The 15,778-nt window shown below is 61.0% G+C and carries 15 protein-coding genes; 6 read left to right on the top strand and 9 right to left on the bottom strand.

Features of this window, described 5'->3' with window-relative positions:
* Positions 1-16: 16 nt before the first annotated feature.
* The 5 genes from AB4Y36_RS30655 to AB4Y36_RS30635 all read right to left on the bottom strand — a co-directional run bounded on the left by AB4Y36_RS30655 (position 17) and on the right by AB4Y36_RS30635 (position 5,182).
* Positions 17-949, bottom strand: coding sequence for a 3-hydroxyacyl-CoA dehydrogenase NAD-binding domain-containing protein (locus AB4Y36_RS30655; RefSeq protein WP_368684969.1), 933 nt, complete (start codon positions 947-949; stop codon positions 17-19).
* Between the two features lie 18 nt (positions 950-967).
* The gene (locus AB4Y36_RS30650) at positions 968-2,170 is read right to left on the bottom strand and encodes an acyl-CoA dehydrogenase family protein (protein WP_368684968.1); all 1,203 of its coding nucleotides are present in this window, start codon (positions 2,168-2,170) and stop codon (positions 968-970) included.
* Between the two features lie 21 nt (positions 2,171-2,191).
* Complete coding sequence (locus AB4Y36_RS30645; protein ID WP_368603445.1) at positions 2,192-2,941, bottom strand: acetoacetate decarboxylase; 750 nt, start codon at positions 2,939-2,941, stop codon at positions 2,192-2,194.
* 48 nt (positions 2,942-2,989) lie between these two features.
* The gene (locus tag AB4Y36_RS30640; protein ID WP_368684967.1) at positions 2,990-4,219 is read right to left on the bottom strand and encodes a CaiB/BaiF CoA transferase family protein; all 1,230 of its coding nucleotides are present in this window, start codon (positions 4,217-4,219) and stop codon (positions 2,990-2,992) included.
* Positions 4,220-4,309: 90 nt separating this feature from the next.
* Positions 4,310-5,182 carry an enoyl-CoA hydratase-related protein gene (locus AB4Y36_RS30635; protein ID WP_368684966.1) on the bottom strand — a complete coding sequence of 291 codons (873 nt, stop codon included), beginning with the start codon at positions 5,180-5,182 and terminating at the stop codon, positions 4,310-4,312.
* Between the two features lie 256 nt (positions 5,183-5,438).
* Between AB4Y36_RS30635 and AB4Y36_RS30630 the strand changes: the two genes are divergently transcribed.
* Positions 5,439-5,810, top strand: a complete 372-nt coding sequence (locus tag AB4Y36_RS30630) for a response regulator (protein WP_368616310.1) — start codon at positions 5,439-5,441, stop codon at positions 5,808-5,810.
* A 141-nt stretch (positions 5,811-5,951) separates the two neighbouring features.
* Positions 5,952-6,971: an AraC family transcriptional regulator gene (locus tag AB4Y36_RS30625; RefSeq protein WP_368684965.1), complete on the top strand. Its 1,020-nt coding sequence runs from the start codon at positions 5,952-5,954 to the stop codon at positions 6,969-6,971.
* Here AB4Y36_RS30625 and AB4Y36_RS30620 read toward each other — a convergent pair.
* Positions 6,965-7,672 carry a response regulator transcription factor gene (locus tag AB4Y36_RS30620; RefSeq protein ID WP_368684964.1) on the bottom strand — a complete coding sequence of 236 codons (708 nt, stop codon included), beginning with the start codon at positions 7,670-7,672 and terminating at the stop codon, positions 6,965-6,967. The genes AB4Y36_RS30625 and AB4Y36_RS30620 overlap by 7 nt on opposite strands.
* 440 nt (positions 7,673-8,112) lie before the next feature.
* Between AB4Y36_RS30620 and AB4Y36_RS30615 the strand changes: the two genes are divergently transcribed.
* The 4 genes from AB4Y36_RS30615 to AB4Y36_RS30600 all read left to right on the top strand — a co-directional run bounded on the left by AB4Y36_RS30615 (position 8,113) and on the right by AB4Y36_RS30600 (position 12,523).
* Positions 8,113-9,057, top strand: a complete 945-nt coding sequence (locus tag AB4Y36_RS30615) for a LysR family transcriptional regulator (RefSeq protein ID WP_368603439.1) — start codon at positions 8,113-8,115, stop codon at positions 9,055-9,057.
* Between the two features lie 113 nt (positions 9,058-9,170).
* A complete protein-coding gene (locus tag AB4Y36_RS30610) occupies positions 9,171-9,422 on the top strand; it encodes an ATP-binding protein (protein WP_368684981.1) in 252 nt (83 codons plus the stop codon).
* 438 nt (positions 9,423-9,860) lie between these two features.
* Positions 9,861-12,191 carry a nitric-oxide reductase large subunit gene (locus AB4Y36_RS30605; RefSeq protein ID WP_368684963.1) on the top strand — a complete coding sequence of 777 codons (2,331 nt, stop codon included), beginning with the start codon at positions 9,861-9,863 and terminating at the stop codon, positions 12,189-12,191.
* Entirely contained in the window at positions 12,188-12,523 is a 336-nt protein-coding gene (locus tag AB4Y36_RS30600) for a hypothetical protein (RefSeq protein ID WP_368684962.1), read from the top strand. The genes AB4Y36_RS30605 and AB4Y36_RS30600 overlap by 4 nt, the downstream gene beginning before the upstream one ends.
* A 48-nt stretch (positions 12,524-12,571) precedes the next feature.
* Here the strand turns inward: AB4Y36_RS30600 and AB4Y36_RS30595 are convergent, their stop codons facing one another.
* From AB4Y36_RS30595 to AB4Y36_RS30585, 3 genes are all read right to left on the bottom strand, one after another.
* Positions 12,572-13,015, bottom strand: a complete 444-nt coding sequence (locus AB4Y36_RS30595; RefSeq protein WP_368603436.1) for a hypothetical protein — start codon at positions 13,013-13,015, stop codon at positions 12,572-12,574.
* Between the two features lie 155 nt (positions 13,016-13,170).
* Positions 13,171-13,872, bottom strand: a complete 702-nt coding sequence (locus tag AB4Y36_RS30590; RefSeq protein WP_368603435.1) for an OmpW family protein — start codon at positions 13,870-13,872, stop codon at positions 13,171-13,173.
* 119 nt (positions 13,873-13,991) lie between these two features.
* On the bottom strand, positions 13,992-15,776 hold the full coding sequence (locus AB4Y36_RS30585; protein ID WP_368684961.1) for an acyl-CoA dehydrogenase C-terminal domain-containing protein: 1,785 nt from the start codon (positions 15,774-15,776) through the stop codon (positions 13,992-13,994).
* Positions 15,777-15,778: the final 2 nt, after the last annotated feature.

Below are 15,778 nucleotides of genomic sequence, written 5' to 3'. Positions count from 1 at the left end.
CCTTCGGTGAAAGGCGTCACTCCTTGTTGCGCAACCGAAGCAATCCCATCAGAACCTCATCGCGATACGTTGCAAGCTCGTGCAACGAGCGCGACTGGACTTCTTCGTGCACGCCCTTGATGATGGTCTCCCGCACGTCCGCCGTGAGTTCCGGTGTTCCGAGCACGTGCCACCAGGCTGTCAACGGGCCGGTGAACTGCTCGAAGAAGTGTTCGATACCGCCCTGCCCGCCGCCGAGATGGTAGAGAAGACTCGGCCCCATGATCCCCCACCGCAGGCCCGGGCCCCACGAAACGGCCACGTCGGCATCGCCGACGCTCACGACACCCTCCGCAATCAGATACACCACTTCGCGAAAGAGGGCCGCCTGCAGGCGATTGGCGACGTGGCCCGGAACCTCCTTGTGCAAGCGGATGGTCCGCTTTCCGAGGCCGCGATAGAATGCGCTGACGCGATCAATGGTCTCTTCGGAGGTCTTCGCGCCACCCACGATCTCGACCAGCGGTATCAGATGCGGCGGGTTGAATGGATGACCGATTACGCAGCGTTCGGGATGGTTCGGGCAGGCGGATTGAATCTCGCTCATCGTCAGGCCCGACGAACTCGAAGCGATGATCGCCTCCGGCGCCAACGCTTCATCGAGCCGCCGGTAGAGGTCCTTCTTGAAGTCGATGCGCTCCGGACCGTTCTCCTGAACCAGATCGCTCCCGGCTATGGCTTCCTCGAAGTTCGCCGTGAATTGAAGCTTCGAAGGCGACGCGCCGGGCGTGAGCCCCAGTTCCTCCAGCGCGGGCCACGCGGCTGCGATGAATTCGTCGAGTTTCTGCTTTGCATCGGGGGCGATGTCGGTCGCGACCACATCCAGACCTTTGGCGAGAAACAGCGCCGCCCAGCTCGCTCCGATGACCCCGGTCCCGATGATCGTCACGCGCTCGATTGTCTTGCTCATGGTAAGCACTCCGTGGCGTTAAACGAACGCACTGAACCCGCTAACCGCCTTGCCGACGATCAGCGAATTCATCTCGCGCGTGCCTTCATAGGAATAGAGGGCTTCCGAGTCGGCCATGAAGCGCGCGACGTTGTAGTCGAGCACGATGCCATTGCCGCCCAGAACTTCGCGGGCCCAGCCGACCGTCTCGCGCATGCGTACCGTGCAGAATGCCTTGGCGAGCGAGGCATGCTCGTCCTTTAGCTTGCCCTGGTCCTGCAGCTGCGCGAGACGCACGACCATGCACTGCGAGGCCGTGATATTGCCGAGCATCTTCGCGAGCAGGTCCTGGACCATCTGAAACGATGCGATCGGCTTGCCGAACTGTTCGCGCGTCTGAGCATACTTCAGCGCGTGTTCATATGCGCCCATGCTGCATCCCACCGACTCCCACGCCACATACTGGCGGGTCAGGCGCAGCACGCGTGCCGTGTCGCGGAAGGTCGAGTCGCCCTGCAGGCGGTTCTCTTCCGGCACGCGGCAGTTATCGAGCGTGATGACGCCGTTTTGCACAACCCGCAGCGCGACCTTGCGCTCGATCTTCGAAACCGAGAACCCCGGCGTCGTCTTGTTTTCCACGATGAATCCTTTCACCTGGTTGTCGTCGACGTCACGTGCCCAGATGATGGAAAGATCGCACCATGGCGAATTGCCGATCCAGCGCTTCTGGCCGTTGAGCACCCAGGTATCGCCTTCGCGCTTCGCGGTCGTGAGAAGGCCGCCGCCGGCGCCCGAGCCGACCAGCGGCTCGGTCAGGCCAAAGCAGCCCACCTTCTCGAGACGGGCCATGGGCGGCAGCCACTTCTGCTTCTGCTCTTCCGACCCGCCGAGGTAAATGGAACCCATGGCGAGGCCGCTGTGCACACCGTAGAACGTGGCGATCGAGGCGTCGACACGCGCAATTTCCATGGCCATGAAGCCGTCGAGCAGAACGCTGCCGCCGGGGCAGCCATAGCCCTCGAAACCAATGCCGACGATATTCAGATCCTGAATGCCGGGGATCAGCTCGAACGGGAACTTGTCGTCGGCCCAGTACTGGTTGATGACGGGCGCCACGGTCCCTTCCATGAAGCTCCGCACCTTCTTGAGGAGCGCCTGCTCATCGTCGCTCAAGACCTGGTGGATCATGTAGAAGTCGCTATCGGGCGCTGGCAGCGCGTGAGGAAGCTTTGTTTCTGGCATGGCGTGTCTCGTTGGTGATGATCAGGACTGCGTATGGGACAGATAGTCGTAGACCACTTCGGCGTTGCCGAGTGACAGGTCGGTCAGCAGATGCACGGCCGACAGAACCTCGAGCACCGGCAGCTTGGCGACGGGCGCGAAGCAGTGCGGATGCAGTTCCAGTGAGGCAGGGCCTGTCCACGCGCCCTTTACAGTCAGATCCTCGATGTAATACCTGACGATCTCGCACACCCGGGCCGTGCAGTCCACGTGCGGCAGGATCTTAAGCAGATAGCCTGGCGCCTCGAGAGTCTTCCTGACCGAGGCGAGATCGAGCGCCTTGTACTTGTAGGCCATCGTGGCCGTGGCAACGCGCACGCCGTTATAGTCGAGCGTGCCAACGAGCGCGTCGTTGCGCACCTCCAGCTTCGGTTGCGCGAGCACCTTGGGAAAACCCAGCAGTTCGCGGCCGGAGGCGATGCCCGCCTCGCTGTCGAGATACATCGCATGCGTGAAGCCGCCGGCCACGCCGTTGAGCGTAACGGGAATCACCTGGCCGGATTCGGTGTACGAGCCCAGCCCGCTCGAATCGGGCATGTTGATGAACTCGTACTTGACGATCGGCTCGCCAGGCATGAGCGGAGCCGGGACCACTCGCGCAAGCGCCTCTGGATCGGTGCGATAGGTGATGATCACGAACTCGCGATCGACGAACCGGTACGGCACTTTGGGATAGGCGGGGCTCGTCAAGGGCATCGCGTAGGCCGATGCGCGCACTTCGTCTTCAGTCATGGAATGCTCCATAGTTGCCGTGCGGGGTGAAAGGCGCGACGGCCTCGCTCACGACGCGCGCTTGAATCGTGCGACGGCACCCGCATCGTTCAGGCGTGCGACCTCGGCGTCGTCGAACCCCAGTTCCTGCAGGATTTGCGCACCGTGTTCGCCGAGTTGCGGGGCCGCCGTGGGCTTCACTTTCGGCGAGCCGAACACCTGAAACGGGCTGCTGACGGTGCGGGCTACTTTCCCGCCGGGCTGCGCGAGCGGTACGACGATCCCGTTGGCCGGCAATTGGGGGTCGTCGATGATTTCTCGCGCGACCTGAACGACACCGAAGATCACGCGGCCGGCATCGAGCACCTGCTTCCAGTACGCGAGCGGCCGGCTCGCGAACATCGGGTCGAGAATCTCGACCAGTTGTGCGGAGTTGGCGATGCGGTTTTCGTCGACGAAGCGCGGGTCCTCCAGCAGGTCGGGCTTGCCGATCGCCTTGCAGAAGCCCGGCCAGTCCTTGCGCTGCGCCGCAACGAGCAGAATCCAGCGCTTGTCGGCGGTCTGGTAAGGATTGAGCAGCGCATTGGGCGGCGACTTGCGGTCGTGCTGAGCGAAGAAGTGGCCGCCGTTCAGGCCGCCCTCGACCCACGCGCCCGCGGCCCAGATACCGTTGGCGATCAGCGAGGTCGAGACATGGCTGCCCTTGCCGGTCGTAGCACGCACGTAGAGTGCGGTCACGATCGCTGCATAGAGCGTCGTGGCCGTCGCATGGTCGCCAATTCCCGGGATCGGTAGCGTCGGCGGACTGCCGGCGTCATGCGTCACTTCCATCAGGCCGGAGCGCGCCCAGTATGCGGTGACATCGAATCCCGGCGTGTCGGCCTCCGGGCCTTCGGAGCCATATCCCGTGACGTCGGCGTAGATGAGCTTGTCGTTGAGCGGCACGAAGTCTTCGTAGGTGCAGCCGAGCGATGCCTTGACACGCGGAGGAAAGTTCACGACGACCACGTCGGCCCAGCGCACGAGGCGATGCAGCACTTCTTTGGCGTCGGGCTTCTTCAGATCGATCGCGATGCCGCGCTTGTTGCGGTTCGTCAGTTGCCACGCATAGTTGACGTCACTCGTCGGGTTTGGCGGCATCGCCGAAAAGTAGCGGTAGACATCTCCGGTGCCCGGCGGCTCGACCTTGATCACGTCGGCGCCGAAGTCCGCAAGGATCGTCGTCGCGGCAGGGCCCGCAATATAGCTCGCAAGGTCGAGCACCTTCAACCCGGAGAAGATGTGATTGCCGACGTTCATCGAGTCACCTCCATAATTTTGTTCTGCCCGCTTCCGATCGCTTGCGCGCCCGGCGCAAACGGTCGTGAAGGGAGTGGCGAGAGCCGCGATTTATCGACCTGTGAACTTCGGAGGCCGCTTTTCCAGGAAGGCTTTCGTGCCTTCCGTCTTGTCATCGGTGGAGGCACATACCCCAAACAAGGCCGCTTCGAGCGCAAGCCCCTCGGAGAGTGAGCCATCGAGACCGCGATTGACCGCCGCAATCGCATGGCGCACCGAAAGCGGCGCATTGGCGTTGATCTTCGCGAGCATTTCCTGCGCGCGGTCGATCAATTTCGATGGCTCGACAATTTCGCTCACGAGCCCAATGCGCAGTGCGTCTTCCGCTGGAATCATTTCGCCCGTGAGGATGAGTTGCAGGGCAACGCTCTTGCCAACCACGCGAGGAAGGCGCTGCGTTCCGCCGAAGCCGGGAATGAGACCGAGCTTGATCTCGGGCTGCCCGAATCTCGCGTTAGGGGTTGCCAGGCGGATCGTGCACGCCAACGCCGTTTCACATCCGCCGCCGAGCGCGAGACCATTGACTGCCGCGATGACGGGCTTGCCCAGGTTTTCGACGAGATCGAGCAAAGCCTGTCCGGCGCGTGCTGCATGCACTGCCTCGACAGCCGTTGCGGCGGCCAGTTCGCCGATGTCCGCTCCCGCAATGAATGCATGATCGCCTGCGCCGGTCACGATGACCCCGCCAATGCGCGCATCGTCCCGCGCGTATTCGAATGCCGCTTTCAATTCTCGGATGGCCTTCTGGTTCAACGCATTGAGGACCTCTGGGCGATTCAGCATGATGAGCGCGGATGCGTTCCGCTGTTCATAGACAATCGTTTCGAACGATTGATGTGCAAGTGTCTGTTCCATGAGTCTGTGGATTCCACACGAACTGTTCAACTCACGGACGATTTCACCACCACCGGGATTGCCGGTCACGCACTATCTACGCACTAATCCGCCCGATTTTCCCGTACCGTGATCAACTCGACGGTGGGAAAATCGAACGGACTGCAATTCAGCGGGCGAAGTCGCGATGGTATGTACCAGCGATGTCCATACGAGTGCCAGGCAAGTCATACTTTGGTGTAAGCCGATTACACCAACGAACAATCTTCATCGCTTGGCTCGCAGCCTGGTACCGATGCACGATGGCGTAGCGTTCACTGAGCAAAGCTAATCGAGGGATCGCTGCATGCGTGCGCCCCAGGTCGTTTCCATCGTCGATGACAACGAGCCTTTCCGCTCGGCGACTGCGCGCCTCGTGCAAGCATACGGGTGGATCGTGCGGGCATTCGATTCCGCGGAGCGATTCCTGGACTCAGAGGACGTTCACAACACGGCATTCCTCATTTCGGATATCAAAATGCCGGGCATGTCCGGGCTGGCAATGTACAGCCGCCTCCTGGAGCTGGGACTCGCGCCTCCTGCCGTTTTCGTTACCGCGGCTGCAACTGCCTCTCTGCGTGCCGAAGTTCTGGCAACGGGAGCGTTTGCCTTGCTCGAAAAGCCAATGGATCCCGACGAACTGGAGCGGTGGTTGAATCATGCTTTACGCCAGCCTTAGTCTGTCGTTGCGAGTCTTCATTAAGGATTTCGCTACAACGGCGCGCCGCCTTGTGCACAACCTCGTCTGGGCGAGCACCTATACTTCTTGCAGCGGCGTGGCAGCCCTTTTCCCATTCCCACCCAACCCGGGGGTTCGCTCATGAGTGGCATTGGAATTGCAGAGGTCGCGCGGCGGTCGACCCGCGACCTGCCTGCCCCGCACCGTCTCGATGTCTGGGCGGATGTGCTGACTTCGGCCATGATTCCCGTGTATGTCCGGGCCAGCAATCCACGCGAGTTCGAAGCGAACATGACTGTGGCGGCCTGCGGGCCGCTGACAGTAGTGCTGCAGTCGGGCACCCCGCACACCTGCGGACGGGGGCGCAGCGAACTGGCGCGCAGCGGCCAGCGCCAGTATCACCTGATGATGAGCCTCAACCACACCTATCACGTCTCGCATCGCAATGATCTGCGCCTCGCGCCCGGTGACCTCGTACTCGTCGATTCGGACCTCATTTGCGGCATTGATCTGATGCGCCGGTACGAATTTCTTAATATCGGCATTCCCGTCGAGTGGCTCAGGCGCTGGGTTCCCGACGTTGGTTTTCTTGTCGGAAGGCGCATTCCGGGCAATTCCAACTGGGGTGCCGCCCTTGCCGCCTACCTGGTCCAACTGTTGCCTGAGGCGGTTGCGAACGCGCCCATCCCGCGCAGCGTGCTCGCCGACCAGGTGGGCGCCCTGCTGGCGCTCATCGCCCATGAGATGAGCGGCCAGGAGCCGCACAGCAAGCCTGCCGAGCGATCGTTGCGGGATCGCGTGAGCGACTGCCTCGCCCAGCGCTGCCACGAGCATGGCCTGACCGCCGAAGCTGTCGCCGACTCGCTCGGCATCTCGGTGCGCACACTACATCGAGCGCTAACGGGATGCCAGCAGACCTTCGCCGATCAACTGCTCGATGCGAGGATGAATTGCGCGCTGCGGATGCTCGAATCGAAGATATTCGCGCGGATAACGGTGGGTGAAATAGGGCGTCGCGCTGGCTTTGCGGATGCGTCGCACTTTACCCGCGTGGTGCGCAGAAGGATGGGGGTTACACCGCAGCAATTGCGTATGCGCAGCGGCACCGTTTCGAGCGACACAGCCGCCCGACATCCCGCTGAAAGCGATGGAGATCAATAGTTATCCTGCGCGTCCCAAGCAACCCATGCAGGCTTGCCTTTTGGCGTCTCTATCCCGAGCGCTGCAGTCATTCTGACGAGATCCGCCACCGAGCGCGCGGCCATTTTTCTCATAACCTGAGCGCGATAGATCTTGACGGTGATTTCGCTGAGCTTCAGCTCGTTGGCGATTTCCTTGTTCATCAAGCCGTCCACGACGAACAGCATCACCTGCTGCTCCCGAGGCTTCAAGGAATCGTAGCAAGTGCGTAGCGCGGCGAGCGCCCGGTGGGCCGCGAGCCGCTCGCTATCGCATGTCAACGCATCGGTGACCGCATCCAGCATGTCCTGGTCGCGGAAAGGCTTAGGGAGAAAGTCTACTGCACCGGCTTTCATCGCCTTCACCGACATGGCGACGTCGCCATACCCGGTCATGAAGATGATTGGCATCCGAATACCGCTCTTCACGAGTTCATCCTGGAATGCGAGCCCAGTCTCGCCGTGCAACCTGACGTCCAGAATCAGGCAACTCGGTACGTGCTCCTTATGGAATGCCGAAAATTCGCGGCAGGACGGGAACGCCTGGGCGCGTAGCCCGATTGAATGCAACAGGTCAACGAGCGCAATGCGCATCGCCTCGTCGTCGTCGATCACGTATACCATCGAGACCAGACCGTCGGCAGGGTTCATGTTCGTAACGGCCGAAACCGGCTCAGCACGCATCTCGTTCTCCCGCACCTGACTTGCGAACCGCTACGCTCTGCACCTCCACTCACAGGCAAACCGATTCCACGTTACCGGCGCAGCCGCGCCCCGTATTGGTGAATACAACGGTCCCGTATCGTGAGAATATCCCTGCCCGCACGGTCTGGATGGTCTGAGCATGCCATTCATGGTCGGAAATCCGGTCTGCACGCGCCATAGCAAGGTGTCTCGTTTCGCTTGGCGGGAAATCGCTGCATAGCAGCGAAGCTTCATTCCGCACGGTTATACGAACGTATGATTCTCTTGGCCTATCACGTGATCTCCACAACCGATCCCACATTTGTAACCAGAACGCCTCTACGTTACCTTTTATCCAGTACGAATCGACATGCATGGCTCGAACCTTCGAAAGGGTTTTCATCGAGGTTCGGACTGAACTCCGGAGCGGAGAGACGATTATGGATTTGTTGAAGAGCATGCGGATTTTTGAGCGTGTGGCCGACGGCGCAAGCTATACGTTGGCGGCTCGGGAGCTGAACATGAGTACGGGTTCAGTCTCGCGGCTCATTTTCGACCTCGAGCAGCATCTTGCCACGCGACTCCTGCATCGCACGACGCGGCGGATTGCCTTGACGCCCGCGGGCAAGCGCTATCTGGCGCGTTGCCACTCGATTCTCGAAGCCCTGGACGAGGCAGAAGCTGAAGCCAAATCGATTCACATCAGTCCCACAGGCTGCCTTAGGGTTCACGCCTCCCAATCGCTTGCGCAACACTATTTGGTTCCCGCAGTGAGATCCTATCGGGAGCGGCATCCGTCCGTGCAGGTTGGGCTGACGCTATCGGACTCTCCGGTCAACCTTCTCGCCGGTGAATTCGACATGGCCGTCGTGGCGACCGAGGTGCTGCGCGACTCTTCGCTTATCGGTACGCGTCTTGGCAGCTCCTACAGCGTGATGTGCGCGTCTCCAAACTATCTCGACGTGCATCCGATGATCAACAGGCTCGCTGACCTTTCGAACCATAGTCTCGTTTGTCTCGCCCCCTCCTGGTCGGACAACGTCGAATTGACGTCGCAAGGGGCAAACGGCTGCGAAACGGTTTCCGTTCAACCCGGGCTGTGCATCAGTTCACAATCTTCGCTTGCCAATGCCCTCGAACTTGGGATGGGAGTGGGCTTACTGCCGCTGCATGCAGCCGTTGATGCGTTCCGCGATGGACGCCTCGTGCACATACTGCCTGCCTGCCAGTTTGAACACGTTGGCATCTACGCACTCTTTGCGTCGAAGATGTTTCTCGACGCAAAGGTGAGAACGTGGGTTGAACATCTGAAAGGCAGTTTTGCTGAATCCAGCAAGAACGTTCAACTGGTTCTCTACAACTCGAGTGATTTGCAGGTGGCGTGAGCCTCCCGCAGACAGGCGGTCCGGCACGGCGATGCGCCTACCGCGGCTTGCGCTTCATCGAGAGACTGCGTCTGGTATGGCCGTCTCGCCCCCTGCCAGAGACCCAGTTGTCGATGATCGCGGCGACGGTCAGTTCGACCGTCAGCGTGCGCGATACCGGCATCGGAATCGCGCCGGAGCATGCCTATCGGTTGTTCGACGCTTTTTTCACGACGACACGCGGTGGCAAGGGGATAGGTCTCGCGATGTGCCGTTCGATCATCGATGCACATTGCGGAACCAAATTGGCATTCAACAACGCCGGGCACGGTGGAACGTTTCAATGTCGATTGCCCGTGATTGAAGCAAGCGCCAACGCTGAGTGAATCGTGGTGGCTCGGCATGGCGCGCCGCCACGCAATGACAAGTCCCCCGCAATGAATTCATAGCCATCCGGATCGCACCGGCGCAACCGGGCTGAAACGTGCAACGCGTTTTTTTAACCCGGAACGACTCCCAACATACACATGTATGATCCCACTACCCTTCTGGGGGGCTACGCGAGCCGTTGGTACGATTTTCTTGTTTTCGCAATTGCGACATGATGATATCCGCTCCGGGTGCTGCACGGCTCTCGTGGCGCCGGAGGTCAATTGCTATCACCCGCATTTGGACTCCTTATCACTTGTTGAAATTGAAACCGATCACACTCCAGATCTATCCAATCCGCCACTTGGCAGCCGCAAAGGACTGATACTCGGAATCGCAAACGAGTATTTGATCGCCGAAGACTGTGCACGGGCATTTCGCGAAGGAATGGAACCATGAATGCAAAGCCGCCGCTCACCGCGGGCAATCGTTGTCCGCAAGATCGCACGAGCCGGGTCCTGATCTGGGTTTTCATCGTGGTCACCGCGCTCTGCTGGGTGGGAATGATCCTGGCAACGCGCGCCACCTATCAGCAGGCAGCGCCACTGCCACAGCAGATGGTCGCGCCCAACCGCGCACCGGTGATGAGCTACGCCGACATCGTCGCGGGCAAGTCGGGATTTCAGCAAGCGGATCTGATGGATTTCGGCAGCCTTTATGGCATGGGGTCCTACTTTGGCGAGGATTTCACCGCCAAGTACCTCGTCGAGCTGGCGAAGGAGGTGCGCAACAATCTGGCGCTATCTCGCTACGGCAAGTCGTTTGACGCCGCGACGGCCGATCAGCAGGCAAGCGTCACGCGTACCATGCAGGCACAACTTCAGGGCATCGATCTGAGTCAGCAGCAGGTTGTGCTTCCGGACAGCGTGGCTCAGGCGATTCAGACGTTGCGGCCACGCATCAGCACAGCGCTGCTCAGCGACAACCTTGCGCAAGGGTATACGGGGGCACGTTCGCTCGACGCGTCCTCAGCAATGCAAACCGCGAGCTTCATCCTGTATTCGTCGCTCACGACCGTCGCCCGCCGCCCCGGCAAGGACTATTCGTGGACAGTCAACTGGCCGCCCGAGCCGCTGGTCGGCAACTCCCCCACTGCTGCCACGTTCCAGTGGACGTGGATTTCGTTCACGATGATATTTTTCGCGATTGGCGCGATCCTGATGATCTTTCGCCTCTGGATCGAGCCCAAGGCCGCGAATGAAACTTTCGAACCGGTGCTGCGAGACTTCAAGGAACCCACGCCCAGTCAGCGTGCGCTCTGGAAGTATTTTTTGGTGGTGGCCGCTGTCCTGCTGGTGCAGATTCTCGCGGGTTCGATCATGGCGCACTACTACACCGATCGCACCAGCTTTTACGGCATCGAAGTGGACAAATGGCTGCCGTTTGCCGCCCTGCGCAGCGTCCACCTGCAGGCGCCGATCGTGTGGATCGGCGTGAGCTGGATCGCTGGAGGACTCTTCCTCGCGCCTCTGATCGGCAAGCGTGAACCTGCCGGGCAGCGTGCGATGGTGAACCTCATCTTCTGGGTACTGGTGGTCATCGTGGCGGGGGCGCTGATCGGCGACTACCTCGGTGTGATGGGCATCATCCGCGCACACTGGTTCTGGTTCGGTAACCAGGGACTGTCGTATCTCGAGTTGGGCCGCTTCTGGCAGGTCCTCTTCTTTGTTGGCCTCGCCGTCTGGTGTCTGGTTTTGCTGCGTGCATTCTGGCCCACCCTCAAAGCGCTGTTCAGGCAAAGCGGCGGAACGCTCTACGGCCTGTTCCGCATCGAGCATCTTCTCTGGGCCGCCACGCTGAGCGTCACGGTGCTCTATGTATTCGGCATGATTCCGTTCGGCTCGCCCAACCCGTCGTTCTCGATCACCGATTTCTGGCGCTGGTGGGTCGTGCACCTCTGGGTCGAGCTTGCCTTCGAGTTGTTCGCAGCAGCGGTGACCGGCTACTTCCTCATGGCGCTGGAACTGGTGTCGCGGCAGATGGTTGAGCGCGCAGTGCTGTTCGAATGGATCCTCATTATGGTCGGCGGGGTGCTCGGCACTGGCCATCATATGTACTGGGCAGGCGAACCGAGCCTCTGGGTGAGTTTCGGCAGCATGTTCTCGTTCCTCGAGGTCTTGCCGCTGTTCCTGCTGGTGCTGGAAGCCATCGAGCAGCAGCGTCACATCCAGCACGAAAAGGATTTCCCGTATCGACTTGCCTATCTCTACATTCTCGGCTCTGCATTCTGGAACTTCGTGGGCGCCGGGGTGTTCGGCGGCGGCACGCTCAATGCGCCGCTGGTCAACTATTACGAGCATGGCACCTTCCTCACGCTGAACCACGCGCATACGTCGATGTTCGGCGCGTTCGGGTTGCTCGCCATTGGTCTGATCTACATGGTCCTGCGCTATTTGAACGGCCATCGCGCGTGGAGCGACCGCTGCGGCGTATGGGCATTCTGGCTCTACAACGGCGGCCTCGTAATGTGGATCGCGATGAACTTCTACCCGGTTGGCTGGCCGCAACTGCTGGCGGTTTACACGCACGGCTATGCGTATGCGCGAAGCCTCGAGTTCTACAGCACCACCACCTTCTGGCAGTGGATGCGCATGCCGGGTGACATCGTGTTCGCCATGGGTGCCCTGTTGATGGCCTGGGACTTTATTGTCAAGATTCTCGCGCAGCGCGCAGCGGCCATTGCCGAGGCACCGTCTGCGACCGTCGCATCCGGGCAGTCGCTGTGAGCAGCCTCGCGCTATTGGGTATCGCCCTGAGCGGATTGCAAAATCCGCTCATCTGCTCGTCGCTCGCCGCCTGTGTCCTATCACTGGCGGCCTGCACCAGCACTTCGGATGTCGCCGCTACCGACAAGCCGAATGTGTTTACCGTCACCGCCAGTACGCGGGGCGCTCGACTGTCGTGGGTCAGCGCATATCGAAAGGCCGTCAGCAGCGCCAGTGACTACTGCACCAAACGCGGCATGCAGGTCGGCACCCGGTTGGATTTCATACGCAGCGGGCGCGAACTGGAACAACAAGGAACGGAGTTGACCTTCGAGTGTCACCCGCCATTCTGACCGGCCGGCGGGAATGATTCACGGGGTATGATGTGTTCGGGGGCAAGGCTATTTGTCGCAAACGACCGCCGTCATGACGAGCGGCATGACTTCCCTTACCGTCGCCGGGCTACCCGTTTCGCGAATGCGTTCGCTGACCGCCTCTTTCCCTGCCATGACGACGACACCATAGACGCGATGGGGCGTTTCACCTTCGCTGATTTTCTGGGTGAACATGGCGTCGTTCGGGGAGAAGCCGAAGACGGCTCGCACCTTGAATCCGAGTGCCGTCAAGTTCTGATTCGGCCTGAGCCGGTACGCGTTGACCGAGTTGGCCGACACTTTCATTGGTACAGGATCGATCTCCTTTTCATCGACCAGTTGCTCGATGAACGTGTGGGGACCGAGATGGCAATCGAGGCTGGCGCCGATCTCCTGTGCATAAATCGCATTCGAGACGAACGCTGCGCCGAGGGCGACGCATCGAGGCAAATGAGAGACTTTCACGAGCATCTTCTCCTTGAACGATCGGCTCGCCGGCTCGACCAGCAATAGAAGCTTAAGCGCAAAGCGATCCGCAACTCAATTGCACAATGGTGTTAGCCACTTATCCATGTCGATGGAGGGGGCGCGAGCGCCGGGCCGAACGAGTCGCGCACCCAGTCTGATCAAAATCGGTATCCAACCCCCACGAACGTAATCCATGGATTCGCAGTGATTCGCGTCTTGTTCGTGAGCGCAGGCTGTCCATTGGCGGCATAGGCCGTCACTGTCGCATTCGTCTTGAGCGGTAAATAGGTGACCGACGCCGTGGCGTACCAGTTCTTGCTGAAATTGTACGAGGCGCCCGCATTGAACGCTGGATTCCAGGACGGACTCAAGGAGCTTTCGACATGGCTGCCCGGCCCGGCGAACCGCTGCAATGCGCCGCTAAAAGTCGAGTTGAGTTCGGTATGGGAATACCATGTGTAATTCACGCCCACGCCCGCGAACGGCCGGAATTTCGACTGCGCATCCCCAAGGTAATACTTCACGAAGAGGATCGGCGGCCATGATCGCGTGGTGGCGAGCGGCTGCAGGTTGCCCAGGTCGAGCCCCGGACCGCTCGGCCCGACTGGCGTCACCCTGCCCTGCGCATAGAGCTTGAGCTTGGGCGGTATGCCGCTCGCCAGATCGAGCGCGATGTGGTCCGTGACGAAATACGTCATCGAGAGTTCGGCGGTGAACGTATTGTGGATCTGCCCGCCCGTGCCCGGCGAAGTATAGGTGCCGAACGCCGTGGTGCTTGTCATGGGCGTCGCCGACGATTGCCCGAAGTCGAGCCACGCCCCACCCACGCTGGTGATGAGGCTGCCCGCACTCTGGGCCATCGCGCTACTGCATATCGCCCCGGGTATCAGGGCGAGACATACGAATTTCTTCACTTTCATTTTGATATGGAGTCCGAATTGACTTCAACGGAGGTTTCTGAAAATTCCGTGCAACTGCTTTACAGCTGTTCGATGACGACCGCGCCCGATGTGCCGGCCTTGATCGCCTCCAGCAACGCAGACGCCTTGGGCAGGATCTTTTCCGCGTAGAACCGTGCGGTGGCGAGCTTGGCTTGATAGAACTCCGGATCTTCCTGCGCCACCAGCTTCTGCGACGCCACCGCCGCCGCGCGCGCCATCTGCCAGCCGCCGCACACATAGCCCACGAGCATCAGGTAATCCGCCGAACTGCCGAGTGCTTCATCGGCGTCTTTGGCGAACGCGCCCAGCATCCAGGCGGTAGCGTCTTCGAGTGCCTGCACGGCCGCGGCAAAACGCGTGCCGATCGATACGACTTGCGCATCGGCGTTGCGCTCCAGTGCGGGCAGGACTTCGCGCAGCTGTGCAATCAGCGCTGCCATTGCCGCGCCGCGATCGGCCGCCAGCTTGCGGCCGGCCAGATCTGCCGCCTGAATGCCGGTCGTGCCTTCGTAGATCGTCGCGATCCGCGCATCGCGCAGGAACTGGCAGGCGCCCGTTTCTTCGATGTAGCCCATGCCGCCATGCACCTGCACGCCCATCGACGCGATCTCGACACCCAGTTCGGTACACCAGCCCTTGAGCACCGGAATCAGCAGATCGATGCGAGCCTGGTGACGCGCACGCTCGTCGCCGTCGGGATGCCGGTGCGCACGATCCATGTCGCTTGCCATCACGTAGGCAAAGGCCCGCATCGCTTCGACCTGCGCCTTCATCGTCATCAGCATGCGGCGCACGTCCGGGTGATGCACGATCGCCACCGCGTTGGGCGACTTGCCGCTCGCGAGGCGCCCCTGCACGCGTTCCTTCGCGTATTCGCGGGCCTGCTGCCAGGCGCGCTCCGCCATCGCGAGGCCCTGGATACCCACCTTCTGGCGCGCTTCGTTCATCATCGTGAACATGTGCGCCAGGCCCTTGTTCTCCTGGCCGACCAGGTAACCGATCGCGCCGCCGTTTTCGCCGAAGCTCATCACGCAAGTCGGGCTCGCATGAATGCCGAGCTTGTGCTCAAGAGAGATGCAGCGCAAGTCGTTGTTGGCGCCGGGCGTGCCGTCGTCGTTCAGCAGGAACTTGGGTACGAGGAAGAGCGAGATGCCGCGCACGCCTTCGGGCGCGTCCGGCAGGCGCGCGAGCACGAGGTGGATCACGTTGCCGGTCATGTCGTGATCGCCCCACGTGATGAAAATCTTCTGGCCGTGGATACGATAGTGTTCCCCCTCAGGCACGGCTTTCGTTCGCACCGCCGCGAGGTCCGAGCCGGCTTGTGGCTCGGTCAGGTTCATCGTTCCGGTCCATTCGCCGCTCACGAGATTCGGCAAATAGCGCTCCTTCAGCGTCTGCGAACCGTGCAGGCGGATCGCTTCCGTTGCGCCCGCCGTGAGCATCGGGCACAGCGCGAACGCCATGTTCGATGAGTTCCACATCTCCACCGCGGCTGCATGCATCAGTTCAGGCAAGCCCTGTCCGCCGAATTCCGGGTCTCCGGCGAGGCCGCACCAGCCGCCCGAAACATACTGCTCATAGGCACGCGCGAATCCGTCGGCGGCAGCCACACCATGCCCGGTCAGGCGCGCACCCTGCGCGTCGCCGGGCTTGTTGAGGGGATCGAGCACTTCGGTCGCAAACTTCGCCGCCTCGTCGAGCACGGCATCGGCGAGTTCCGGCGAGACGTCATCGAAACCGGGCAATGCCGCGATCGCCTCGAGGCCAGCCAGTTCGTTCATCACAAAGCGCATGTCGCGCAGGGGGGCAATATAGGTCGTCATGG

The sequence above is a fragment of the Paraburkholderia sp. BR10936 genome (assembly GCF_040965735.1).
GTDB classification, from domain to species: domain Bacteria; phylum Pseudomonadota; class Gammaproteobacteria; order Burkholderiales; family Burkholderiaceae; genus Paraburkholderia; species Paraburkholderia nodosa_A.
The sequence above is the reverse complement of the archived record's forward strand: the minus strand, read 5'-3'. Positions and strand labels throughout refer to the sequence as shown.

What these genes read in the sequence shown, in the direction of transcription:
- AB4Y36_RS30610 (WP_368684981.1), top strand. Translation starts at nt 9,171, where the DNA reads ATGATCGCGGCGACGGTCAGTTCGACCGTCAGCGTGCGCGATACCGGC.
- AB4Y36_RS30645 (WP_368603445.1), bottom strand. Translation starts at nt 2,941, where the DNA reads ATGACTGAAGACGAAGTGCGCGCATCGGCCTACGCGATGCCCTTGACG.
- AB4Y36_RS30650 (WP_368684968.1), bottom strand. Translation starts at nt 2,170, where the DNA reads ATGCCAGAAACAAAGCTTCCTCACGCGCTGCCAGCGCCCGATAGCGAC.
- AB4Y36_RS30625 (WP_368684965.1), top strand. Translation starts at nt 5,952, where the DNA reads ATGAGTGGCATTGGAATTGCAGAGGTCGCGCGGCGGTCGACCCGCGAC.
- AB4Y36_RS30615 (WP_368603439.1), top strand. Translation starts at nt 8,113, where the DNA reads ATGGATTTGTTGAAGAGCATGCGGATTTTTGAGCGTGTGGCCGACGGC.
- AB4Y36_RS30655 (WP_368684969.1), bottom strand. Translation starts at nt 949, where the DNA reads ATGAGCAAGACAATCGAGCGCGTGACGATCATCGGGACCGGGGTCATC.
- AB4Y36_RS30585 (WP_368684961.1), bottom strand. Translation starts at nt 15,776, where the DNA reads ATGACGACCTATATTGCCCCCCTGCGCGACATGCGCTTTGTGATGAAC.
- AB4Y36_RS30630 (WP_368616310.1), top strand. Translation starts at nt 5,439, where the DNA reads ATGCGTGCGCCCCAGGTCGTTTCCATCGTCGATGACAACGAGCCTTTC.
- AB4Y36_RS30605 (WP_368684963.1), top strand. Translation starts at nt 9,861, where the DNA reads ATGAATGCAAAGCCGCCGCTCACCGCGGGCAATCGTTGTCCGCAAGAT.
- AB4Y36_RS30590 (WP_368603435.1), bottom strand. Translation starts at nt 13,872, where the DNA reads ATGGCCCAGAGTGCGGGCAGCCTCATCACCAGCGTGGGTGGGGCGTGG.
- AB4Y36_RS30640 (WP_368684967.1), bottom strand. Translation starts at nt 4,219, where the DNA reads ATGAACGTCGGCAATCACATCTTCTCCGGGTTGAAGGTGCTCGACCTT.
- AB4Y36_RS30595 (WP_368603436.1), bottom strand. Translation starts at nt 13,015, where the DNA reads ATGCTCGTGAAAGTCTCTCATTTGCCTCGATGCGTCGCCCTCGGCGCA.
- AB4Y36_RS30620 (WP_368684964.1), bottom strand. Translation starts at nt 7,672, where the DNA reads ATGCGTGCTGAGCCGGTTTCGGCCGTTACGAACATGAACCCTGCCGAC.